The following is a 23569-nucleotide window of genomic DNA, read 5'->3' on the forward strand; positions in this document are numbered from 1 at the left end:
GCATCAAGCAACCTTTAACACCGTCCTGTGAGGCGGAGAAGGGAGCGGCTGATGAGTGCACGCACCGTTCTGCACGAAGCCGATATCTCGCGGGCTCTGACCCGCATCGCACACGAGATCCTCGAATCCAACCGAGGGGCTGAGAACCTCGTTCTGCTGGGCATTCCGACCCGCGGAGTCACTCTCGCCCGTCGCCTCGCCGCCGTCATCGGCGAGATCGCACAGACCTCGGTGCCGGTGGGAGCGCTCGACGTCACGATGTTCCGTGACGATCTCGCCAAGCATCCGACCAGGTCGCCGCGTCCGACGGACATCCCTGTCGGCGGGATCGACGGACGCACCGTGGTCCTCGTCGACGACGTGCTCTTCTCGGGTCGCAGCATCCGCGCAGCCCTCGACGCGCTGCAGTCGATCGGTCGCCCTGCGGTCGTCCGCCTGGCGATCCTCGTCGACCGTGGCCACCGCGAGCTGCCGATCCGCCCGGACTTCGTGGGCAAGAACATCCCCTCGTCCCGGCAGGAGCGCGTCAACGTGCGCCTCACCGAAGACGACGGCGCCGAGGAGGTGACGATCGAAGCATGAGACATCTCCTCGACACCCGCACCCTCGACCGCGAGACCGCTCTGCGCATCCTCGACGTCGCCGAGGACATGTCCGACACGCAGTCGCGCGAGGTCAAGAAGCTTCCGACGCTGCGCGGCAAGACCGTCGTCAACCTCTTCTTCGAGGACTCGACGCGCACCCGCATCTCCTTCGAGGCGGCGGCGAAGCGCCTCTCGGCCGATGTGATCAACTTCGCGGCCAAGGGCTCCAGCGTCTCCAAGGGCGAGAGCCTGAAGGACACCGCCCAGACGCTGCAGGCGATGGGCGCGGATGCCGTCGTCATCCGTCATCCCGCCTCCGGCGCTCCGCAGACGCTCGCCACGAGCGGCTGGATCTCGGCCGGTGTCGTGAACGCCGGCGACGGCACGCACGAGCATCCGACGCAGGCTCTTCTCGACGCGTTCACGATCCGCAAGCGCCGCTTCGGCGCCGACAGCCGGGGCCGTGATCTGGCCGGCGTCCGCGTCGTCATCGTCGGGGACGTGCTGCACTCGCGGGTCGCGCGCTCGAACGTCTGGCTGCTCGCGACCCTCGGTGCCGAGGTCACCCTGGTGTCCCCGCCGACCCTCGTGCCGCAGAACGTCTCGCTCTGGCCCGCGAAGGTCGTCTACGACCTCGATCAGGCGCTGGCGGAGGGCCCGGACGCCGTGATGATGCTGCGCATCCAGCTCGAGCGGATGAGCGCCGCGTATTTCCCCACTGAGCGGGAGTATTCCAGAAGATGGGGTCTTGACGCACTGCGAGTCGCAGGCCTTCCGGACGGTAGCATTGTGATGCACCCCGGACCCATGAACCGGGGGTTGGAGATCTCCTCCGAAGCCGCCGACTCCCCGCGCTCCACCGTGCTGGAACAGGTGACGAACGGGGTGTCCATCCGGATGGCAGTGCTGTACCTGCTTCTTGCAGGAGAACGAGACGACGAACGAGGGGGAGACCAGTGAGCGAGACCCTCGTCATCACCGGCGCACAGCTTCTCGGTGCGAAGAGCGCCGACATCATCGTCGAGAACGGGGTGATCTCCGAGATCGGCGCAGGACTCAGTCGCGCGGGCGCCCGCGTCATCGACGCTGCGGGCCTGGTCGCCCTCCCGGGGCTGGTCGATCTGCACACGCATCTGCGGGAGCCGGGATACGAGGCGTCCGAGACGATCCTCACCGGAACCCGCGCGGCGGCGGCCGGTGGCTTCACCGCCGTCTTCGCGATGCCGAACACGTCGCCGGTCGCAGACACGGCCGGAGTCGTCGAGCAGGAGCTCGCGCTCGGGGAGGCCGCAGGCTACGCCACAGTCCAGCCGATCGGCGCGGTCACCGTCGGGCAGAAGGGGGAGCGGCTCGCCGAGCTGGGCGCGATGGCGACGTCGCGCGCTCAGGTGCGCGTCTTCAGTGACGACGGCTTCTGCGTCTTCGATCCGCTGATCATGCGCCGCGCGCTCGAGTACGTGAAGTCCTTCGACGGCGTCATCGCCCAGCACGCGCAGGATCCTCGCCTCACCGAGGGCGCCCAGATGAACGAGGGCACCGTCTCGGCGGAGCTCGGACTGGCCGGATGGCCCGCCGTGGCGGAGGAGTCGATCATCGCCCGCGATGTGCTCCTCGCTGAGCACGTGGGCTCGCGCCTGCACGTCTGCCACCTCTCGACCGCGGGTTCGGTGGACATCATCCGCTGGGCCAAGAAGCGCGGCATCAACGTGACCGCCGAGGTCACCCCTCACCACCTGCTGCTGACCGACGAACTCGTGCGCGGGTACGACGCCCGGTACAAGGTCAACCCGCCCCTGCGCCGCGAAGAAGACGTGCTCGCCGTGCGCGAGGGTCTCGCGGACGGCACGATCGACATCGTCGCGACCGACCACGCGCCGCACCCGAGCGAGCACAAGGCATGCGAGTGGCAGGCCGCCGCGAACGGCATGGTGGGCCTCGAGAGCGCCCTGCGCGTCGTGCACCAGTCGATGGTGCAGACCGGCCTGATCGGCTGGGAGGATGTGGCACGGGTGATGAGTGCGGCACCCGCGCGGATCGGTCGCCTCTCAGGGCACGGCACGCCTCTCGAGGTCGGCGCTCCCGCGCAGATCGCGCTCTACGACGCCTCGGTCGCCGGGGTGTTCACGGAGTCGGATCTGCATGGCCGCAGCGTGAACTCGCCCTACCTCGGGCGTGACCTGCCCGGACGGGTCGAGTACACCGTGCACCGCGGGATCCTGACGGTCGCCGGCGGCGCCGTCGTCGAGGAGCTGAACGCATGAGCACCAGGGACATCGCCATCGCGATCACGATCGCCGTGGCCGCGCTCGTGCTGCTCGCGATGTTCACCGCATGGCGACGACGACTCCGACGCGACTCCGGTCTCACCGCGCCGCTCGGGGTTCCCGAGCACGCCGAGGTCCTCGACCGCCACGAGGTGCTGTACGTGTCGACCACGAAGCACGACCAGCCGCTCGAGCGACTGACGCTGTCTCCTCTCGCGTACCGCGCCCGAGGAGAGGTCGCGGTCACCGATCGCGGTCTCGCGCTGTGCCTCGACGGCGCGCCGACGGTCTTCCTGGCCTCGTCCCGTCTCGAGAGCGTCGACCGTGCGACGGTCACGATCGATCGGGTGGTCGAGCCCGGCGGCCTCGTCCGCGTGGCCTGGAGCACCGATGACGACACGATCGTCGACTCCTACCTCCGTCTGACCGACGGAGACCCCCAGAACTTCATCTCAGAACTGCAGCGACTCGTCCCCGCCTCCGGCGCCTCGGACGACACCGCCGCCCCCGACACAGGAGCAACGTCATGACAGCCCTCCCCGAACCCGCCGTCCTCGTCCTCGAAGACGGGACCCGCCACACCGGCCGCGCATACGGCGCGCTGGGAACGACGATCGGCGAGGTCGTCTTCGCCACCGGCATGTCCGGCTACCAGGAGACGCTCACCGACCCGTCCTACGCCGGACAGATCGTGCTGCAGACCGCGCCGCACATCGGCAACACCGGCATGAACGACGAGGATCCCGAGTCCCGACGCATCTGGGTGGCCGGCTACATCGTGCGCGACCCCTCGCGCGTCGTCTCGAACTGGCGTGCGAACGCCTCGCTCGACGAGGTTCTCGTGCAGGACGGCATCGTCGGCATCAGCGGCATCGACACCCGGTCGATCACGCGCCACATCCGGTCGGCCGGCTCCATGCGCGGCGGCATCTTCTCGGGAGAGGCCGCGCGGCTCGACGCCGAGGAGCAGCTGCGCATCGTGCGTGAAGCGCCGCAGATGGCCGGTCAGAACCTCTCGGCGCAGGTGTCCGTCGTCGTCGCCACCGTGACGACGGCCATGGGTGAGAGGGTCGGCAACCTCGCTGTCCTCGATCTCGGCGTCAAGCAGGCCACGATCGACAACCTCGCGGCCCGTGGCTTCGAGGTGCACGTGCTGCCGCAGAACGTCACGATCGACGACATCCGCTCGATCGATCCGGTCGCGGTCTTCTACTCGAACGGACCCGGCGACCCCGCAGCGTCCGGCGATCACGTCGAGCTGCTCCGTGCGGTCCTCGACGACGGCCTCCCGTTCTTCGGCATCTGCTTCGGCAACCAGCTGCTCGGTCGCGCGCTGGGCCTCGGCACCTACAAGCTGCCGTTCGGTCACCGCGGCATCAACCAGCCCGTGCTCGACAAGTCGACCGGTCGGGTCGAGATCACGGCGCACAACCATGGCTTCGCGGTGGACGCCCCGCTCGAGGGCTCCTTCGACAGCCCGAACGGCTACGGCAAGGTCGAGGTCAGCCACGTCGGACTGAACGACAACGTGGTGGAAGGACTCCGCGCCCTCGACATCCCCGCGTTCTCGGTGCAGTACCACCCGGAGGCGGCCGCAGGCCCCCACGACGCCAACTACCTCTTCGACCGGTTCCGCGACATGGTCATCGCCAGCAAGAAGGACGCCAAGTAATGCCCAAGCGCGACGACATCAATTCCGTTCTCGTCATCGGCTCCGGCCCGATCGTCATCGGTCAGGCCTGCGAGTTCGACTACTCCGGCACCCAGGCGTGCCGCGTCCTCCGCGAGGAGGGCGTGCGGGTCATCCTGGTCAACTCCAACCCAGCCACGATCATGACCGACCCCGACTTCGCCGATGCGACGTACATCGAGCCGATCACCTGGCAGGTCATCGAGACCATCATCGCCAAGGAGCGTCCGGATGCCATCCTGCCGACCCTCGGCGGTCAGACCGCGCTCAACGCCGCGATCGAGCTGCACAACCACGGCATCCTCGAGAAGTACGACGTCGAGCTGATCGGCGCGAGCTTCGAGGCCATCAACAAGGGCGAGGATCGTCAGATCTTCAAGCAGCTGGTGCTGGATGCCGGCGCAGACGTGGCGCGCAGCATCATCGCGCACACCATGGACGATCTGCTCGAGGGCGCCGCTGAGCTCGGCTACCCGCTCGTCGTCCGTCCGTCGTTCACCATGGGCGGCCTCGGCTCCGGTTTCGCCTACGACGAGGAGGACCTGCGCCGCATCGGTGGCGCAGGGCTCCGCGACTCGCCGACCACCGAGGTGCTCCTGGAGGAGTCCATCCTCGGCTGGAAGGAGTACGAGCTCGAGCTCATGCGCGACACCGCCGACAACACGGTGGTCGTCTGCTCGATCGAGAACGTGGACCCGGTCGGTGTGCACACGGGCGACTCGATCACGGTCGCCCCGGCGCTGACGCTGACCGACCGCGAGTACCAGAAGCTCCGTGACATCGGCATCGACATCATCCGCGCCGTCGGCGTCGACACCGGCGGATGCAACATCCAGTTCGCCGTCGACCCCAGCAACGGCCGCATCATCGTGATCGAGATGAACCCGCGCGTCTCGCGTTCGAGTGCCCTGGCCTCGAAGGCGACCGGCTTCCCGATCGCCAAGCTCGCCGCCAAGCTCGCGCTCGGTTACCGCCTCGACGAGATCCCGAACGACATCACGGGTGTCACCCCGGCGAGCTTCGAGCCCACGCTCGACTACGTGGTCGTCAAGGTGCCGCGGTTCGCTTTCGAGAAGTTCCCCGCCGCGGACGCCACGCTCACCACGACCATGAAGTCCGTCGGCGAGGCCATGGCGATCGGACGCAACTATGCGACCGCCCTGCAGAAGGCGCTCCGCTCGCTCGAGAAGCGCGGCTCCAGCTTCCACTGGGGCACCGAGGAGCGCTCGGTTGAAGAGCTGCTCGAGACCTCGAAGGTGCCCACCGACGGGCGCATCGTCACGCTGCAGCAGGCGCTCCGCAAGGGCGCGACCGTCGAGCAGGCATTCGACGCCACGGCGATCGACCCGTGGTTCATCGACCAGATCGTGCTGATCAACGAGGTCGCCGAGATCGTGGCCGCAGCACCGGAACTCGATGCCGCGACGCTCCGCTACGCGAAGGAGCACGGCTTCTCCGACCTGCAGATCGCCGAGCTGCGAGGCGAGAAGGAGGCGGAGATCCGCGGCGTGCGCCACGGGCTCGGCATCCGCCCGGTGTTCAAGACCGTCGACACCTGCGCCGGCGAGTTCCCGGCTCTCACGCCGTACCACTACTCGAGCTACGACTTCGAGACGGAGGTCACTCCGTCGGATCGCACCAAGGTCGTGATCATCGGGTCGGGTCCGAACCGCATCGGCCAGGGGGTCGAGTTCGACTACTCGTGCGTCCACGCGTCGTTCGCCCTCTCGGATGCCGGCTTCGAGACCATCATGGTCAACTGCAACCCGGAGACGGTGTCCACCGACTACGACACCTCGGACCGGCTCTACTTCGAGCCGCTCACGCTCGAGGACGTGCTGGAGGTCCTCGATGCGGAAGCCGCGAGCGGCACCATCCTCGGTGTCGTCTGCCAGCTCGGCGGTCAGACCCCTCTGGGGCTCGCGAAGGGCATCGAGGCGGCCGGCTACCAGGTGCTGGGCACCAGCCCTGAGGCCATCGACATCGCGGAAGAGCGCGAGCTGTTCTCACAGCTTCTCGACACGGCAGGCCTGATCGCCCCCCGCCACGGCACCGCTGTGGACGCGGATGGCGCGGTGGCGGTCGCGGAGGAGATCGGATACCCGGTGCTCGTGCGCCCGAGCTTCGTGCTCGGCGGACGCGGGATGGAGATCGTCTACAGCTCGGAGTCGCTGCGCGAGTACTTCGTGCGCACGGCGGGCGAGGTCATCATCGAGGAGGGCAAGCCCCTGCTCGTCGATCGATTCCTCGATGACGCGATCGAGCTCGATGTCGATGCCCTCTACGACGGCACCGAGCTGTTCATCGGCGGCGTGATGGAGCATCTCGAAGAGGCCGGCATCCACTCCGGCGACTCGAGCTGCACCCTTCCTCCCGTCTCGCTCGGGCGCACCGACATCGATCGCGTCCGCGAGGCGACGCTGGCGATCGCGAAGGGTGTGGGCGTCCGTGGCCTGCTGAACGTGCAGTTCGCGATCAGCGCCGGCGTGCTTTACGTGATCGAGGCGAACCCGCGCGCGAGCCGCACGGTGCCCTTCGTCTCCAAGGCGCTGGGCATCCCGATGGCCAAGGCAGCGAGCCGTGTGATGGTGGGATCGACGATCGCGGAGCTGCGCGCCGAGGGCATGCTGCCCGAGCAGGACGGTTCGCGCGTGCCCCTCGACGCCCCCGTATCGGTCAAGGAGGCCGTGCTGCCCTTCAAGCGCTTCCGTACCGCAGACGGCAAGACGGTCGACTCGATCCTCGGACCGGAGATGCGCTCGACCGGTGAGGTCATGGGCATCGACCGCGACTTCCCGACGGCGTTCGCGAAGAGCCAGGCGGCCGCATACGGCGGGATGCCGACGTCCGGCACGGTGTTCATCTCGGTCGCAGACTCCGACAAGCGCGCGGTCATCCTTCCGGCGCACCGCCTGCAGCAGCTCGGCTTCACCATCGTGGCCACAGAGGGCACGGCCGAGATCCTGTCGCGCAACGGCATCGCCGTGACCGTCGTCGAGAAGTACAGCGAGACCCAGGAGTCGGGCGCGACGAACATCGTCGACCTGATCAACGAGGGTGCGATCGACATCGTCGTGAACACCCCCTCGGGGGGAGCGGCACGTGCGGATGGCTACGAGATCCGCGCGGCAGCCGTCGCCGCCGACAAGGCGCTGTTCACCACGATGGCCGTTCTCGGCGCAGCGGTGAGCGGTATGGATGCGGCCCACGAGGGCTTCCAGGTCAAGAGCCTGCAGGAGTACGCCCTCGACCGGAAGGCCGCTTTGTGAGCGCACGCTTCGGTGAGCGGGTCCGTGCCGCCCTGTCGGCGCACGGCCCGCTCTGCGTGGGCATCGACCCGCATGCGTCGCTCCTGCGGTCCTGGGGACTCACGGATGATGCTCGCGGGGTCCGTGACTTCGGACTGCGGACGGTCGAGGCCGCGGCAGGCCGGGTCGGCGTCGTGAAGCCGCAGGTGTCGTTCTTCGAGCGGTTCGGTTCCGCAGGAATCGCCGCTCTCGAAGACGTCCTCTCCGCGGCACGGGCCGCCGGTCTGATCGTGATCGCCGACGCGAAGCGCGGCGACATCGGATCCACCATGGATGCGTACGCCGAAGCCTGGCTCACGCCGGGGTCTCCGCTGGAGGCCGACGCGCTCACCGTGAATCCGTTCCTCGGTGTGGGTGCGCTGGACGGCGCCTTCGCCCTGGCGCACCAGCACGACAAGGGTCTGTTCGTCCTCGCGGCGACCAGCAATCCTGAGGCAGAGGGGCTGCAGCGCGCGGTCTCGGAGACAGGACGCGCGGTGTCGGCCGACATCATCGCCGTGGTCTCTTCCCGCAACGCGGAGCAGTCGAACGCGGGGGAGTGGGGGAGCTTCGGCTTCGTCATCGGCGCCACGGTCGACTGGGCCGATGCCGGCATCGCCGCTTTCACGCCGACAGCGCCCATCCTGGCTCCCGGGTTCGGCACGCAGGGTGCGACCCCCGCCGACCTCCATCGCCGCTTCGGCGCGATGAGCGGAGCGGTCATCGCCAGCGAGAGCCGCAGCATTCTCTCGACGGGGCCCGCCGGCCTCGTCGCCGCAATCGACGCTCGCGTCGCAGAGTACAGGGAGGCCGGCCGTGGCTGAGTCTCGTCCGGTCCCAGAGGTCGATCGCGCCGCCGCCGCCCGCAAGGCCGTCGAGCGACGCCGTGCACGTGCCTCACTCAAGCGCGATCTGACCATGCGCGTCGTGACCCCGCAGGCCGTGCTCGAACGCGCGACCGCCGATCCGGACTCGGTCGAGGGCTCGATGCGGATCACCGACTTCCTGCTCGCCCTCCCGGCGATCGGCGCGGGCAAGCGTGACCGCATCCTCGACGAGCTGCACATCTCGCCGGTCAAGCGACTGGGTGGTCTGGGCGTGCGTCAGCGCGTCGCCCTCTCGCACTGGCTCGACTCGCGTTTCCCCGTCCTGGAACCGCGCGGAGCCCGCAGCCGCCTGCTCGTCCTGGCGGGTCCGACCGCGGTGGGCAAGGGCACGGTCGCCGCCCACATCCGTGAGAACAATCCCGAGATCCACCTGTCGGTCTCGGCGACCACCAGGCCCGCGCGCCCGGGTGAGGTCGACGGGGTGCACTACTACTTCGTCGACGACGCCGAGTTCGACCGACTGATCGCCGAGGACGAGCTGCTCGAGTACGCCGTCGTGCACAACCGCTCGCGCTACGGCACTCCCCGGGCACCGATCGACGCCGCACTGGCCGAGGGCAGGACGGTTCTGCTCGAGATCGATCTGCAGGGCGCACGTCAGGTGCGAAAGGCCGAGCCTGCCGCGACCCTGATCTTCCTGCTGCCGCCGACGTGGGACGAACTCGTGCAGAGACTGGTCGGACGCGGCACCGAAGGTGCCGAGGAACGCGCTCGTCGACTGCGCACCGCGAAGGTCGAACTGGCCGCGCAGAACGAGTTCGACCACCTGATCGTGAACGAGGACGTCGCCACCGCTGCCGCAGAGGTCGTAGAATTGTCTTCGAGCTCTGCGCGCTGAGCGTCTTCGCGCGCCCGCTGCACCGTCTTCGCGACGATCCCGTCGCCTGATCAGGAGGTCCCACCATGGCCGGACACCACACCAACGGAATCATCGATCCCCCCATCGACAACCTGCTCGACCGTGTCGACTCGAAGTACGAGCTCGTGATCTACGCCGCCAAGCGCGCGCGCCAGATCAACGACTACTACTCCGACCTGCACGAGGGAAACCTCTTCGACAACGTCGGTCCTCTGGTCGACTCCTCGGTCGAGGACAAGCCGCTGACGATCGCTCTGCACGAGATCAACGAGGACAAGCTCCGCCTCCGTCACGCCGAGTGACGTCCGATGACCGCACCGCCGGCTGATGTCGGCGGTGCGGTCCATCATGGGAGCCACCCCCTTCTTTCCGTCCGACCCCGTTCTGGAGCCCTGATGAGCGCCCTGCGTCTGTTCACGTCCGAGTCCGTCACCGAAGGGCACCCGGACAAGATCTGCGACCAGATCTCGGACAGCATCCTCGACGGGCTCATCGCGAAAGATCGGGATTCCCGGGTCGCGGTCGAGACCCTCGTCACCACGGGACTCGTGCACGTCGCCGGCGAGATCCGCACCGAGGCCTACGTCGACATCCCGACCATCGTCCGCCAGGTCGTGAACCGCATCGGCTACACATCGAGCGAGACCGGCTTCGACGGCGATTCCTGCGGCGTCAGCATCTCGGTCGGTGAGCAGTCGACGGACATCGCCCACGGTGTCGACAACGCGCAGGAGCACCGGGACGGCGGATCGATCGATCCTCTCGACGGTCTCGGAGCAGGCGACCAGGGCATCATGTTCGGGTTCGCCACCAACGAGACGCCTCAGCTCATGCCGATGGCGGCGTGGACGGCGCACCGCATCGCAGAGCGGCTGACCGAGGTCCGTCGGTCAGGGGTGCTGCCGTTCCTGCGCCCCGACGGCAAGACGCAGGTCACGCTCGGGTACGACGGCTTCACTCCGAAGACCGTCGATGCGGTCGTGCTCTCGACGCAGCACCACCCCGACATCTCGCAGGACGAGCTGAAGGCGCAGGTGCGTGAGCACGTGATCGCCCCGATCCTCGAGTCCACGGGGCTCGATCTCGACGACATCACGTACTACATCAACCCCGCGGGCCCGTTCGTCACCGGCGGCCCCAAGGGCGACGCCGGTCTCACCGGACGCAAGATCATCATCGACACCTACGGCGGCGCAGCTCGTCACGGTGGTGGTGCCTTCAGCGGCAAGGATCCGTCCAAGGTCGACCGCTCGGGGGCCTACGCCACCCGGTGGGTCGCGAAGAACGCGGTCGCCGCTGGTCTCGCCGACCGCCTCGAGGTGCAGGTCGCGTACGCGATCGGCGTGGCACGCCCCGTCGGCCTCTACGTCGAGACCTTCGGCACCGGCAAGGTCTCAGACGAGGTCATCACGCGTGCGATCAGCGAGGTCTTCGATCTGCGCCCGCAGGCGATCATCGAGCAGCTCGACCTGCTCCGCCCGATCTACGCGCAGACCGCTGCCTACGGCCACTTCGGGCGCGAGCTGCCGGAGTTCACGTGGGAGCGCACCGACCGCGCTGAAGAGCTGCGACGCGCTGCCGGCCTCTGACAGGTGGCCTGATGCCACCTGACGGGTCGATGCCATCTCGCGGGCCGATGCCTTCCGACGCGCGTGAACTTTCTGACCGGCCGGAGCCGACACCTTCCGACGGGCAGGTGCCTGATGAGAGCGCTCCGCCCCTGACGACGCAGAGCCGACGCATCGCGCGGGTGCTCCTGGATTCGCCGCTCCCGCAGCTCGACCGACTCTTCGACTACGCGCTGCCGGAAGAGCTCGGCGACGTCCCGCCGGGAGTCCGCGTGCGCGTGCCCCTGCGTACGGCAGGTCGAGTGATCGACGGTTACGTGATCGAGGTCGACACCGAAGACGACGCAGATCGCCCACTGTCCGAAGTCGACGGCATCGTGTCGCAGGTGCCGGTGCTGCCCGACCGGCTGTACCGTCTCGCGCGGCGAGCGGCAGACCGAGCGGCGGGTTCGGCATCCGACGTGCTCCGACTGGTCATCCCGAAGAGACAGGTGCGCGTCGAGAAGGCCTGGAAGGCGGACTCGACCCCGGTCGTCCCGAGCGATGAGGCCCTCGCGGGCGCGGTCGGACTGATCGCGTCGTACGACGGTCTCGAGGAGGTGCTGGACTCGGGCCGACGCGCCGCCGTCGAGGCGATCCCGGTGCACCACGACGGTGCGCCCGGCTGGGCGGCGCTGCTGGCGTCATCGGCGGCACGCATGCTCGCCGCCGGCAGGTCGAGCATCCTGGTCGTTCCTGATCACCGCGATCTCGATCAGCTCCTCGCCGTGCTCGCCACGGCTGTCCCCGCCGAAGCCGTCGCCCGGTACGACTCGCGGCAGACCAACCCCGATCGCTATCGATCCTTCCTCCGCTCTCTGGAAGACGCACCGAGCATCGTCGTCGGCAACCGCTCGGCCGTGTACGCACCCGTGCGCGCCGGGCTCGTCGCCCTGTGGGACGACGGGGATCCGCTGCTCGGGGAGCCGCTCGCGCCCTACATCAACGCCAGGGACACGGCGCTTCTCCGTCAGGAACAGGAGGAGTCGGCGCTCCTGTTCGTCGGGCATACGCGCACCACAGACGTCGAGCGGCTGGTCGCGCACGGCTGGCTGCAGGATGTCAGGGCCGCGCGCCGGGTCCTCCCGAGAGTGGTGCTGAGCACGCCTCAGGAGATGGACGCTCCCACAGCGCAGCGGATGCCGTCGTCCGCGTTCCTCTCGGCGCGCAACGCCGCCGCAGAGGGGCCGGTGCTGGTGCAGGTCTCCCGCCCCGGGTTCGCACCCTCGCTGGTCTGCGCCGAGTGCAGGGCTCCTGCCCGCTGCGCCCACTGCGGCGGTCCTCTGGGTGCGAAGCATCGCGGTGCCGTCCCCGTCTGCGCCTGGTGCGGGCGCGGCGCACGGGCGTGGGCCTGCCCTGCGTGCTCGTCGACGAAACTCCGTCTCGCCTCGTCGGGCAGTGAGCGCACGGCCGACGAGCTGGGCAAGGCGTTCCCCGGCATCCGCGTGATCGTGGCCGACAGCGCGCACCCCGTGGAACGCGTCGCTGACAAGCCGTCACTCGTGGTCGCGACGCGTGGAGCGGAACCGCTGGCTGACGGCGGCTACCGGGCGGTCGTCCTGCTCGACGGAACGCGGATGCTGCAGGCACCCGATCTCCGCATCGGAGAGGCCTGTCTGCGCTGGTGGTCCAACGCCGCAGCCCTCGCGGCTCCCGGTGCCCCGATCCACCTCGTCGGAGTCGACGGCTCGATCGCTCGGGCACTCGCCACCTGGAACCAGTCCGGTTACGCGCGGTCCGAGCTCGCCGAGCGCGCACCGCTTCATATGCCGCCCGCGACTCGCGTGGCGCTCGTCGAAGGCTCCACGGCAGCCGTCGCCCGCGCACTGGCGTCGCTGCAGGAACTCAAGCTCCCGGCCGATGCGGTTCTCGGCCCCGTGCCGATCGAGTCCGACGACCATCCGCCCCGTGTCCGTGCGCTCGTGCGCTTCGAATACGGCTCAGGGGCGAAGGTCGCGACGACGCTTCGCGCCTCTGTCGTCGCCGAGGCCGTGAGCGCTCGTCGGGGCAAGGGCAAGTCGACTCGGAGCGCGCTCTCGGTTCGGCTCGATATCCTCGACCCAGAGCTCTGATCGCGAACACCGTCAGTCCTCACCCGATCCACCCCCGCATCCCTCCGGAGCACCTTCATGCGTCTCGTCTTCGCCGGCACACCGTCGGCAGCCGTCCCCACCCTCCGTCGCCTCGCGACGGAGCACGACATCGCCGCGGTCGTCACGCGGCCCGACGCGCCGCTGGGTCGCAAGCGGGTGCTGACGCCGTCGCCGGTCGCCCAGGTCGCCGCCGAGCTCGGTCTGCCGATCATCAAGGCTGCGCGCCTGGATGCCGAGGCCACGGATGCCATCGCCGCCCTCACGGTCGACTTGGGCGTCATCGTCGCCTATGGCGGACTCGTCCGCGAGCCGCTGCTCTCGACCCCCGCGAAGGGCTGGATCAATCTGCACTTCTCTCTCCTGCCGCAGTGGCGAGGAGCAGCCCCGGTGCAGCGAGCCCTGATCGCCGGGGACGAACAGCTCGGCGCCAGCGTCTTCCAGCTCGTCCCCGCGCTCGATGCGGGTGACGTCTTCGCCACCCGCATCGTCGACGTCTCCTCGGAGGCCACGGCCGATGCGGCGCTCGAGACCCTCGCGATCGACGGCGCGGATCTGACGTCCGAGGTCGTCGCCGCGATCGCCGACGGCACGGCTCGCTCGGTGCCGCAGGAGGGCGAGCCGACGGTGGCGCCGAAGCTCACCCTCGACGACGGACAGCTCGAGTGGGACGAGCCGCTCGCCCGCGTGTTCGCGCGCTTCCGCGGAGTGACTCCCGAACCCGGTGCCCACACGACCGTCGACGGTCTGCGGCTGAAGATCCTCGAGGCGGTGCCCGCAGGCGACGGTCCGGAACTGGAGCCTGGCGAGATCGTCGCGACCAAGGCGGCGCTGTTCATCGGAACGGCATCCGCACCGCTGTCGGTGACGCGGGTGCAGCCCGCAGGAAAGGGCGCTATGAATGCGGTCGACTGGTGGCGTGGTCAGCGCGACACCGAGAACGTGCGGGCCGGAGCATGAGCGGCGAGCAGAGCGACCGTCCGGTTCGCGCAGGACGCACCGGAGACCCCCGAGGTCGTTCGCAGGGACGCCGCGGTTCGTCGCAGGGACAGCGTGGTCAGTCCGCGTCAGGTGCGCCACAGCCTCGCGATGCTCAGCAGCGCGGCGCGCAGCGCACGGGCCCGCAGCGCACGGGCCCGCAGCGTACGGTGCAGCCGGCCCGTCGGGTCGCCTACGACGTGCTCCGCGCCGTGTCGGAGTCGGATGCGTACGCCAATCTGGTCCTGCCCCCGGCGATCGCTGAGGCACGGCTGAACCCGCAGGACGCGGCGCTGGCCACCGAACTCGCCTATGGCACGCTCCGCCGTCGCGGCACCTACGACGCGATCATCTCGGCCGCCGCCGACCGTCCTGCCGAGGAGATCGATCCGGCGGTGCTGGACGCTCTCCGGCTGGCGACCCATCAGCTCCTCGCGACCCGGGTCGCCTCGCATGCCGCCGTCAACGAGTCCGTGAACCTGGTCGCCGCGGCGCAGGGCCGAGGTGCGTCGAGCTTCGCGAACGCCGTCCTCCGTCGGATCTCGCGCGAGACACCGGGGGAGTGGGAGCAGCGCATCGAGGGCTCCGCCCGCTCTGACGATGAGCGGCTCGCTCTGCGATCGGCCCATCCGGTGTGGGTCATCCGCGCGCTGCGCCGTGCGCTGGCGGCCGAGGGCAGGGCCGATGAGCTCGATGACCTCCTCGACGCGGACAATGCCTCGCCCGAGGTGACGCTCGTGGCGCTGCCGGGTCTCGCCGAGCCTGGCGAGCCGCGTCGGCCCTATGCGCCGACGGCCTACGGCTCGCCGGGCGGTGACCCGCATCGGGTGATCTCCGAGTCCGGGGGCACCGTGCGTGTTCAGGACGAGGGATCTCAGCTGGTCGCTCTCGCGCTGGCCGAGGCCGCGCCGATCGCGGCGGGCGAGCGATGGCTCGACCTCTGCGCGGGCCCCGGAGGCAAGACCGCGCTGCTCGCGTCGATCGCCCGCGAGCACGATGTGACACTCGAGGCCAACGAGGTCGTCCCGACGCGGGCGCGACTCGTCCGCAACGCGCTGAGGGCCGTGCCCGGAGACGTCGTGGTGCACGAGGAGGACGGCCGATCCTTCGGCGCCTCGCACAGCGGTGTGTTCGATCGCATCCTCGTCGATGCCCCCTGCACCGGTCTCGGGGCCCTGAGGAGGCGCCCTGAGGCGCGGTGGCGCAAGAGCCCGGCCGACGTCGCCGAGCTGGTGCCGCTGCAGGTCGAGCTCCTGAGCTCTGCGCTCGACGCGCTCGCCCCCGGTGGCATAGTCGCCTACGCCACCTGCTCTCCGCATCTCGCCGAGACCACGGGCGTGGTGCAGGAGGTGCTCCGAGGACGCAGCGACATCACGGAACTCGACGCGCGAGCCGTCGTCTCCGGCATCTCCGAATCGCCGATCGACCTCGGGACCGACGGGTCGGGGCGTGTGCAGCTGTGGCCGCACCGTCACGGCACCGACGCCATGTTCCTCGCGCTCCTGCAGCGCACGGCGACTGAGCCGAGCGGCGCGAACGCCGAAGAAGGAGACTAGAGCCGTGGATCTTCCCCGCGCACCGCGCATCAACCCCAGCATCCTCGCCGCCGACTTCGTGAACATGCAGCGTGATCTCGCGAAGATCGCCACGGCCGACTTCGCGCACGTCGACGTCATGGACAACCACTTCGTGCCGAATCTCACCTTCGGGCCGCAGATGGTCGAGAGGATCCAGGCGACCAGCCCGATCCCGCTCGACGTGCACCTCATGATCACCGACCCCGAGAGGTGGGCGCCGGGCTACGCCGAGCTGGGGGCGGCGAGCGTCACGTTCCACCTCGAAGCGGCCGCCGACCCGATCTCGCTCGCCCGCACGCTTCGCAGCATGGGCGCTCGCGCAGGGGTCGCGATCAAGCCCGACACTCCCGCAGAGGGCCTCTACAGCGTCCTCGAGGAGTTCGATCAGATCCTCGTCATGACCGTCGAGCCCGGTTTCGGCGGGCAGGGATTCATGCCCGAGACGATGCCGAAGCTCCGGGCCCTCGCCGATGAGGCGAAGCGACGCGGGTCGAACGTCTGGCTGCAGGTCGACGGCGGCATCTCGGATGCGACCATCGAGGCGGCAGCGTCCGCGGGGGCCGACACATTCGTCGCCGGGTCCGCCGTGTACGGCGCGGATGACGTCGAAGCGGCCGTCACTGGGCTCAGGGACCGCGCCAGAGCCGCTAGCCTGGAATCGTGAAGACTTTCGACGAGCTGTTCGCCGAGCTCAGCCTCAAGGCCGAGACCCGACCCGAGGGATCGGGGACGGTCGCAGAGCTCGACGGCGGTGTGCACACGATCGGCAAGAAGATCGTGGAAGAGGCCGCTGAGGTCTGGATGGCCTCCGAGTACGAATCCGATGAGGCCGCGGCCGAGGAGATCTCGCAGCTGCTCTACCACGTGCAGGTGATGATGATCGCGAAGGGCCTGAGCCTTCAGGACGTCTACCGACATCTGTGAAGCGCTCCGCCCCACTCGCTTCGATCTGAAGGCATCCCATGCTGCGCATTGCTGTTCCCAACAAGGGCTCTCTCTCCGAGACGGCCGCCGACATGCTCGCGGAGGCCGGTTACGCCGGTCGTCGTGACCCGAAGACCCTCCACGTCGTCGACACCGAAAACGACGTCGAGTTCTTCTACCTCCGTCCCAAGGACATCGCCACCTACGTCGGCTCGGGAGCCATCGACGTCGGCATCACGGGTCGCGATCTCCTGCTCGACGCCCGCATGCCGGGTGCGCGCGAGATCGAGGCGCTCGGCTTCGCCGGCTCCACGTTCCGCTTCGCTGCGCCCTCCGGCCGCTACACCGACGTCTCAGAGCTCGACGGGCTCCGCATCGCCACCTCGTACCCCGGGCTGGTCGACGCCTTCCTCGATGAGCGCGGCATCGCGGTCGACCTCGTGCCGCTCGACGGTGCGGTCGAGTCGGCCGTGCGCCTCGGCGTCGCCGACGCCGTCGCGGACGTCGTCGAGACCGGCACGACCCTGCGTCAGGCGGGGCTCGACGTCTTCGGTCCTGTCATCCTCCAGTCCGAAGCCGTCCTGATCGCCGGCCCGCAGGACGCTGAGGGCTCCGAGACGCTGCTGCGTCGCCTGCGCGGAGTGATGGTCGCCCGCCGATTCGTGATGATCGACTACGACCTGCCGCTGGCGCTGCTCGACGACGCGGTGAAGATCGCCGGGGGCATCGAGTCGCCGACCGTCTCTCCGCTGCGCGACCCGGAGTGGGTCGCGGTTCGCGTGATGGTGGCGCGTGCACGCGTGAACCCCGTGATGGACGCGCTGTACGCACTCGGCGCCCGCGCGATCCTCGTCACGGCGATCCACAACGCGAGGCTCTGATGACGCTCGCGAGCCGAGTCATCCCGTGTCTCGACGTGGCCGACGGGCGCGTCGTCAAGGGTGTCAACTTCGAGAACCTCCGCGACATGGGCGACCCTGTCGAGCTCGCGCGGCACTATGCGGCGCAGGGCGCTGACGAGATCACCTTCCTCGACGTCACAGCGACCGTCGATGCCCGCGCGACGACGTACGACGTGGTGCAGCGCACGGCGGAGCAGGTCTTCGTCCCGCTGACGGTCGGCGGGGGAGTGCGCAGCGTCGACGACGTGGCGCGTCTTCTCTCGGTCGGTGCTGACAAGGTCGGCGTCAATTCCGCCGCGATCGCGCGACCGGAGTTCATCGGCGAGATCGCCGACCGCTTCGGTGCGCAGGTGCTCGTGCTCTCGCTCGACGTCAAGCGTGCAGACACGACCCCCTCCGGGTTCGTGGTCACCACGCACGGCGGACGCACACAGACGACTCTCGACGCGCTCGACTGGGCGCGGGAAGCCGCAGAGCGCGGTGCCGGAGAGCTGCTGGTCAACTCGATCGACGCCGACGGCACGCGCGACGGCTTCGATCTCGAACTGGTGAAGCTCATGCGCGAGGCGGCATCCGTGCCGGTCATCGCCTCGGGCGGCGCGGGCAAGGCCGATGACTTCGCACCTGCCATCAAGGCCGGGGCGGACGCCGTGCTGGCCGCGAGCGTGTTCCACACGGGCGCTCTCACCGTCGGCGATGTGAAGGACGCGCTGCGCGCCGAGGGAGTGATCGTCCGATGACCGACGTCGAGGAGCGCATCGCTCAGGTCGCCTTCAACGCAGACGGGCTCGCCCCCGTCATCGTGCAGCAGTGGGACACCGCAGAGGTCCTCATGCTCGCGTGGGTCGATGCCGAGGCGCTGCGCAGGACCCTCACATCGGGTCGCGCCGTCTACTGGTCGCGGTCACGGCAGGAGTACTGGCGCAAGGGCGACACCTCCGGCCACATCCAGGTCGTGCACGAGGCCCGCCTCGACTGCGACGGCGATGCGATCCTGCTCCGCGTCGACCAGACCGGGCCCGCCTGCCACACCGGCACGCGAACCTGCTTCGACTCGAACGACCTCGAGGCCGTCGAAGGGGGCGCATCCGCATGACCTTCGCCCGTCGAGGTCGCTCCATCGCCGTCTCCGGCTTCCTGCTGTCCGGTGCGATCGGTATCATCTCGTCGACCCAGACCTGGCTGACCGTCACGCGTGCCGATGCCGGCGAGGCGATCCTGGTTCCGGGAGCCTCCGCGCTGCCGCTTCTCGCACCGCTGAGCCTGGCCGTGCTCGCGCTCGGCATCGCCCTGTCGATCGTCGGCCCGGTGGTCCGTCTCGTGTTCGGTGTGCTCGGCGCTGCCAGCGCTCTGTTCCTCGGGTGGACGACCTTCCAGCTGCTGATCTCCGAACCCTTGAGCGCGGTCGGACCGACGGTGACCGAGACCACAGGACTCGCGGGGAGTTCGGCGATCGCCGACGTCGTCGCGGGCATCGAGCTCTCTGCCTGGCCGGTCATGACGCTGATCGGGTGGGTCGTCCTGCTGGCAGCGTCCCTGGTGGTCCTGCTCACCTGGCGTCGCTGGAAGACGGGCGGGCGCCGCTACCGCACCGCTGCCGCGCACGTGGAAGCCGCCGCAGGCCCTGTGGACGCGATCGATTCGTGGGACGACCTGTCCCGCGGAACCGACCCCACACGATGACCCCGATAGACTTGAACCGACCCACCACGTCGTCCCCCGGAGGAGACCATGACCAACCCGATCGCTGACCCCGGCCACGGACACTCGCCGGCAGCATGGACCGCCGTGATCATCATGCTCGCGGGCTTCACGATCGGCACGCTGGCATTCTGCCTCGCCGAGTTCAGCCCTGTGTGGGTCGCCCTGATCTGGGTCGGCGCCGCCATCGTCCCGATCGGCGCGCTCGTGGGCTGGCTGCTCGCGAAGGCCGGTTACGGCGTGAAGGGCCCCAAGTACTCGCCGAAGGCGCACTAATGGTCCTCGCCGACCTCACGGCCGGCGCAGTCGCTGACGCAGAACGTCGCGCACTCACCCGGCCGCTGGCCGAGGTCGAGCGCGATGCTCTGGCGCGCCCCGCCGCCAAAGACGCACTCTCCTTCCTCGCTCCCGCCGAGCGGGTCAAGATCATCGCCGAGGTCAAGCGCGCGAGCCCGTCTCGCGGCGCCCTCGCCGAGATCCCCGACCCGGCACTGCAGGCGTCGCTTTACGAGACAGGGGGAGCCTCGGCCATCAGCGTCCTCACCGAGGAGCGCCGCTTCGGCGGCAGCCTGGCCGACCTCGAGGCGGTCACCGCCCGCGTCTCGCTGCCGGTGCTCCGCAAGGACTTCATCGCGAACCGCTACCAGGTGCTCGAGGCGCGTGCCGCGGGTGCCGATCTCGTGCTGCTGATCGTCGCCGGACTCGAGCGCGCGGTCCTCGACGACCTCTTCGGCTTCATCACGGAGCTCGGCATGACCCCTCTGGTCGAGACGCACTCTGCTGACGAGCTCGAGGTCGCGATCGACCTCGGTGCGCCTCTGATCGGGGTCAACGCTCGCGACCTGAAGACCCTCGAGCTCGACCGCGACCTGTTCGGCCGCCTGGTCGAGCGCATCCCGGACTCCGCGGTCAAGATCGCCGAGTCCGCCGTACTCACCCCCGCAGACGTCACGCACTACCGCTCTGCGGGCGCCGACGTCGTCCTGATCGGTGAGGCGCTCGTCACGGGCGACCCGGTCGCCACACTCAAGAGCTTCCTGGAGGCGTGATGAGCCTGCGTGATCAGCATGGTCCACTGTTCGGCGACTACGGCGGACGGTATATGCCCGAATCGCTGATCGCCGCGATCGACGAGCTCTCCGCGGCGTATGCCGACGCGATCGCAGACCCGGCCTTCCGCTCCGAGCTCGCGTCCCTGCTCAGTTCGTACGCGGGGCGCCCGTCGCCGTTGACCGAGGTCGCGCGTTTCGCCGAGCACGCCGGCGGCGCGCGGGTCTTCCTCAAGCGCGAAGACCTGAACCACACCGGCTCGCACAAGATCAACAACGTGCTGGGTCAGGCGCTTCTGACCAAGCGCCTCGGCAAGACGCGTGTGATCGCCGAGACGGGTGCCGGCCAGCACGGCGTCGCCACGGCCACCGCCGCCGCGCTGTTCGGGCTCGAGTGCACGATCTACATGGGCGAGGTCGACACGGAGCGCCAGGCGCTCAACGTCGCGCGGATGCGTCTGCTGGGCGCCGAGGTCATCGCCGTCACGTCGGGATCCCGCACGCTGAAGGACGCCATCAACGACGCGTACCGCGACTGGGTCGCGACCGTCGAGAACACCAACTACATCTTCGGCACCGCCGCGGGCCCGCACCCGTTCCCCGCGATGGTGCGCGACTTCCAGAAGATCATCGGCGAGGAGGCCCGTCAGCAGCTGCTCGACGAGGTCGGACGCCTGCCAGATGCGGTCGTCGCGTGCGTCGGCGGAGGCTCGAACGCGATCGGCATGTTCGACGCCTTCCTCGACGACGAGGGCGTCAGGCTCTACGGCGTCGAGGCCGCGGGCGATGGCGTCGACACGCCCCGTCACGCGGCGTCCATCGAGCGCGGACGTCCGGGCATCCTGCACGGCGCGAAGACCTATGTGCTGCAGGACGAGGACGGACAGACGATCGAGTCGCACTCGATCTCGGCCGGGCTCGACTACCCGGGCGTGGGTCCGGAGCACTCCTGGCTCGCCGACATCGGACGAGCCGAGTACATCCCGGCCACCGACGACGAGGCCATGCAGTCGCTGCGACTGCTGAGCCGCACCGAGGGCATCATCCCCGCGATCGAGTCGGCCCATGCTCTGGCCGGCGCGCTGCGCATCGGGCGTGAGCTCGGGCCGGATGCCGTGATCGCGATCTGCCTCTCGGGCCGCGGCGACAAGGACATGGACACCGCTGCACGGTACTTCGATCTCTACGACGCCGAGGCGCTCGCGCACGACGTCTCCGAGGAGAGCGCCGAAGAGCAGTCGGCGTCGAAGGGGGAGCCGGAGCTTTGAGTCGCGTAGAACAGGCGATCGCCGCCGCACACGAAGCGGGTCGCAGCGCATTCGTCGGATATCTCCCCGTGGGATTCCCCGATCTCGAGACCAGCATCCAGGCCGCGATCGCCCTTGCCGAGAACGGCGTGGACATCATCGAGCTCGGCCCGCCCTACAGCGACCCTGTGATGGACGGCGCCGTGATCCAGGAGGCCACCACCGCTGCGCTCGCGAACGGGTTCAAGATGAAGGACCTCTTCACGGCGGTCCGGGCGATCACCGCCGCCACCGATGTCCCCGTGCTGGTGATGACGTACTGGAATCCGGTGTTCCAGTACGGCGTCGATCGCTACGCCGACGATCTGCTGGCGGCCGGTGGGGCAGGACTCATCACTCCCGACATCACACCCGATGTCGCAGGCGAGTGGATCGCCGCGAGCGAGCGGACCGGTCTCGACCGCGTCTTCCTCGCCGCCCCCACATCGACCGATGAGCGTCTCGAGCTCGTCGTGAAATCGTCGACGGGCTTCGTCTACACCGTCTCGACCATGGGCATCACGGGGGAGCGCACCGAGCTCGATCGGGCGGCGCGCACCCTGGTCGGTCGCCTCCGCGAACACGGCAGCATCCGCGCCTGCGTCGGCATCGGCATCTCGACCGCCGAGCAGATCGCCGGTGTCTCCGAGTACGCCGACGGCGCCATCGTCGGCACCGCACTCGTCCGAGCCCTCCGCGACGGGGGCATCCCCGCCCTCGCAGAGGTCACCCGAAACCTGGCCGTCGGCACGTCGTCGTCGCGCCCCGCACACGAGAACTAGAATCGCAACCATGTCCCTCGCGCTCCACAGCACCTTCAGCGGCGTGCTCGCCAGCATCCCGAGCCCTCCGGTCTCGTACATCGACCTCGGCCCGCTCCGGATCCACTTCTACGCGCTCTGCATCATCGCCGGCATCATCGCCGCCGTGCTGCTGACCAACCACCGCCTCACCAAGCGCGGGGCAGAGCCGTGGGTCGTGATCGACATCTCGATCCTCGCCGTTCCGATCGCGATCATCGGCGCACGCATCTTCCACGTGCTCACTCACCCGAACTTCTACTTCGGCGAGGGCAAGAACACCTGGAACCCGTTCGAGCCGGGCTCCGTGTGGGCCATCTGGGAGGGCGGCATCGCCATCTTCGGCGCGCTCATCGGTGGCGCCATCGGCGCCTACCTGGGCTGCCGCTGGACCGGCATCCGCTTCTGGACCTTCGCCGACGCACTGGCACCCGGCCTCCTTCTCGCACAGGCCATGGGTCGGTTCGGCAACTGGTTCAACAAGGAGCTCTACGGACTCCCGACCGACCTGCCGTGGGGTCTCGAGATCCCCTCCGACAACTCGGCGTTCCCCCCGGGCCTTCCCGAGGGCACGCTGTTCCACCCGACCTTCCTCTACGAAGTGATCTGGAACGTCCTCGGCGTCATCGTGCTCCTGTGGCTCAGCCGCAAGGCGACCGCGTTCCAGTGGGGAAAGCTCTTCGCGATCTACCTCATCTGGTACAGCGCCGGCCGTGTCGTGTGGGAGTCGATCCGCATCGATCCGAGCGAGATCATCCTCGGGCTGCGCAGCAACGTCTGGGCTGCGATCATCGGCATCGTGGTGGGTCTCGCAATCCTCGTGGTGCAGTCCCGCCGTCACCCCGGACTCGAGCCTTCGCCGTACCAGCCCGGTCGCGGCCGGAAGGACCTGGACGCTGATGTAGAATCGCAGGACAATACCTCCGATTTCGTGGACGTGAGTGAGCCTCCGTCCGAAGAAGTCGCCGCAGGAGCCAGCGCCACAAGCACCGCTCCCACGGAGACGGAAGGCGCTCGATAGCCGACCGGTCCGTGCGGACCCCATCGCATCCACCCGGCCAATGACGTCCCCGGGTCATCTGAA

24 protein-coding genes are annotated in these 23569 nt (G+C 69.0%); all 24 read left to right on the top strand.

The annotated features are described in order from the left end of the window. Nucleotides 1-51: 51 nt before the first annotated feature. The 24 genes from pyrR to lgt all read left to right on the top strand — a co-directional run bounded on the left by pyrR (nt 52) and on the right by lgt (nt 23506). Nucleotides 52-582, top strand: coding sequence for a bifunctional pyr operon transcriptional regulator/uracil phosphoribosyltransferase PyrR (pyrR, locus tag ASF80_RS02375; protein ID WP_056307666.1), 531 nt, complete (start codon nt 52-54; stop codon nt 580-582). Then, nucleotides 579-1544, top strand: coding sequence for an aspartate carbamoyltransferase catalytic subunit (locus ASF80_RS02380; RefSeq protein WP_056307668.1), 966 nt, complete (start codon nt 579-581; stop codon nt 1542-1544). The genes pyrR and ASF80_RS02380 overlap by 4 nt, the downstream gene beginning before the upstream one ends. Next, on the top strand, nt 1541-2845 hold the full coding sequence (locus tag ASF80_RS02385; protein ID WP_056307670.1) for a dihydroorotase: 1305 nt from the start codon (nt 1541-1543) through the stop codon (nt 2843-2845). The genes ASF80_RS02380 and ASF80_RS02385 overlap by 4 nt, the downstream gene beginning before the upstream one ends. After that, on the top strand, nt 2842-3378 hold the full coding sequence (locus ASF80_RS02390) for a hypothetical protein (protein WP_056307671.1): 537 nt from the start codon (nt 2842-2844) through the stop codon (nt 3376-3378). Before ASF80_RS02385 ends, ASF80_RS02390 begins: the two co-directional genes overlap by 4 nt. Beyond that, nucleotides 3375-4520, top strand: a complete 1146-nt coding sequence (gene carA, locus ASF80_RS02395; protein WP_056307674.1) for a glutamine-hydrolyzing carbamoyl-phosphate synthase small subunit — start codon at nt 3375-3377, stop codon at nt 4518-4520. Before ASF80_RS02390 ends, carA begins: the two co-directional genes overlap by 4 nt. Beyond that, a complete protein-coding gene (carB, locus tag ASF80_RS02400; protein ID WP_056307676.1) occupies nt 4520-7807 on the top strand; it encodes a carbamoyl-phosphate synthase large subunit in 3288 nt (1095 codons plus the stop codon). Before carA ends, carB begins: the two co-directional genes overlap by 1 nt. After that, entirely contained in the window at nt 7804-8649 is an 846-nt protein-coding gene (gene pyrF, locus ASF80_RS02405; RefSeq protein WP_056307678.1) for an orotidine-5'-phosphate decarboxylase, read from the top strand. Before carB ends, pyrF begins: the two co-directional genes overlap by 4 nt. Continuing rightward, nucleotides 8642-9550, top strand: coding sequence for a guanylate kinase (gene gmk, locus ASF80_RS02410; RefSeq protein WP_056307680.1), 909 nt, complete (start codon nt 8642-8644; stop codon nt 9548-9550). Before pyrF ends, gmk begins: the two co-directional genes overlap by 8 nt. A 65-nt stretch (nt 9551-9615) precedes the next feature. Further along, nucleotides 9616-9873, top strand: a complete 258-nt coding sequence (rpoZ, locus tag ASF80_RS02415) for a DNA-directed RNA polymerase subunit omega (RefSeq protein WP_042536631.1) — start codon at nt 9616-9618, stop codon at nt 9871-9873. Nucleotides 9874-9966: 93 nt separating this feature from the next. Then, nucleotides 9967-11160 carry a methionine adenosyltransferase gene (gene metK / locus ASF80_RS02420; protein WP_056307682.1) on the top strand — a complete coding sequence of 398 codons (1194 nt, stop codon included), beginning with the start codon at nt 9967-9969 and terminating at the stop codon, nt 11158-11160. 107 nt (nt 11161-11267) lie between these two features. Next, nucleotides 11268-13250 (top strand): primosomal protein N', encoded by a 1983-nt coding sequence (locus ASF80_RS02425; protein WP_235559860.1) that lies wholly within the window; start codon nt 11268-11270, stop codon nt 13248-13250. A 57-nt stretch (nt 13251-13307) separates the two neighbouring features. Further along, the gene (gene fmt, locus ASF80_RS02430; RefSeq protein WP_056307684.1) at nt 13308-14228 is read left to right on the top strand and encodes a methionyl-tRNA formyltransferase; all 921 of its coding nucleotides are present in this window, start codon (nt 13308-13310) and stop codon (nt 14226-14228) included. Beyond that, nucleotides 14225-15802: an RsmB/NOP family class I SAM-dependent RNA methyltransferase gene (locus tag ASF80_RS02435; protein WP_235559861.1), complete on the top strand. Its 1578-nt coding sequence runs from the start codon at nt 14225-14227 to the stop codon at nt 15800-15802. The genes fmt and ASF80_RS02435 overlap by 4 nt, the downstream gene beginning before the upstream one ends. A 4-nt stretch (nt 15803-15806) precedes the next feature. Next, on the top strand, nt 15807-16487 hold the full coding sequence (rpe, locus tag ASF80_RS02440) for a ribulose-phosphate 3-epimerase (RefSeq protein ID WP_056307686.1): 681 nt from the start codon (nt 15807-15809) through the stop codon (nt 16485-16487). Next, a complete protein-coding gene (locus tag ASF80_RS02445; RefSeq protein ID WP_056307688.1) occupies nt 16484-16747 on the top strand; it encodes a phosphoribosyl-ATP diphosphatase in 264 nt (87 codons plus the stop codon). The genes rpe and ASF80_RS02445 overlap by 4 nt, the downstream gene beginning before the upstream one ends. A gap of 38 nt (nt 16748-16785) precedes the next feature. Then, the gene (gene hisG / locus ASF80_RS02450; protein WP_056307690.1) at nt 16786-17628 is read left to right on the top strand and encodes an ATP phosphoribosyltransferase; all 843 of its coding nucleotides are present in this window, start codon (nt 16786-16788) and stop codon (nt 17626-17628) included. Continuing rightward, nucleotides 17628-18389 (top strand): imidazole glycerol phosphate synthase subunit HisF, encoded by a 762-nt coding sequence (gene hisF / locus ASF80_RS02455; protein WP_056307692.1) that lies wholly within the window; start codon nt 17628-17630, stop codon nt 18387-18389. Before hisG ends, hisF begins: the two co-directional genes overlap by 1 nt. Next, nucleotides 18386-18745, top strand: coding sequence for a phosphoribosyl-AMP cyclohydrolase (hisI, locus tag ASF80_RS02460; RefSeq protein WP_056307694.1), 360 nt, complete (start codon nt 18386-18388; stop codon nt 18743-18745). Before hisF ends, hisI begins: the two co-directional genes overlap by 4 nt. Continuing rightward, a complete protein-coding gene (locus ASF80_RS02465) occupies nt 18742-19332 on the top strand; it encodes a Trp biosynthesis-associated membrane protein (RefSeq protein WP_056307695.1) in 591 nt (196 codons plus the stop codon). The genes hisI and ASF80_RS02465 overlap by 4 nt, the downstream gene beginning before the upstream one ends. Before the next feature lie 48 nt (nt 19333-19380). Continuing rightward, complete coding sequence (locus ASF80_RS02470; protein ID WP_056307697.1) at nt 19381-19626, top strand: HGxxPAAW family protein; 246 nt, start codon at nt 19381-19383, stop codon at nt 19624-19626. Next, complete coding sequence (gene trpC / locus ASF80_RS02475) at nt 19626-20399, top strand: indole-3-glycerol phosphate synthase TrpC (protein ID WP_056307699.1); 774 nt, start codon at nt 19626-19628, stop codon at nt 20397-20399. The genes ASF80_RS02470 and trpC overlap by 1 nt, the downstream gene beginning before the upstream one ends. Continuing rightward, the gene (gene trpB, locus ASF80_RS02480) at nt 20399-21667 is read left to right on the top strand and encodes a tryptophan synthase subunit beta (RefSeq protein WP_056307702.1); all 1269 of its coding nucleotides are present in this window, start codon (nt 20399-20401) and stop codon (nt 21665-21667) included. Before trpC ends, trpB begins: the two co-directional genes overlap by 1 nt. Further along, nucleotides 21664-22467 carry a tryptophan synthase subunit alpha gene (trpA, locus tag ASF80_RS02485; protein ID WP_056307704.1) on the top strand — a complete coding sequence of 268 codons (804 nt, stop codon included), beginning with the start codon at nt 21664-21666 and terminating at the stop codon, nt 22465-22467. The genes trpB and trpA overlap by 4 nt, the downstream gene beginning before the upstream one ends. A 10-nt stretch (nt 22468-22477) precedes the next feature. After that, nucleotides 22478-23506 (top strand): prolipoprotein diacylglyceryl transferase, encoded by a 1029-nt coding sequence (gene lgt, locus ASF80_RS02490; protein ID WP_056307706.1) that lies wholly within the window; start codon nt 22478-22480, stop codon nt 23504-23506. Nucleotides 23507-23569: the final 63 nt, after the last annotated feature.

The organism is Microbacterium sp. Leaf159 (genome assembly GCF_001423615.1).
Classification (GTDB): domain Bacteria; phylum Actinomycetota; class Actinomycetes; order Actinomycetales; family Microbacteriaceae; genus Microbacterium.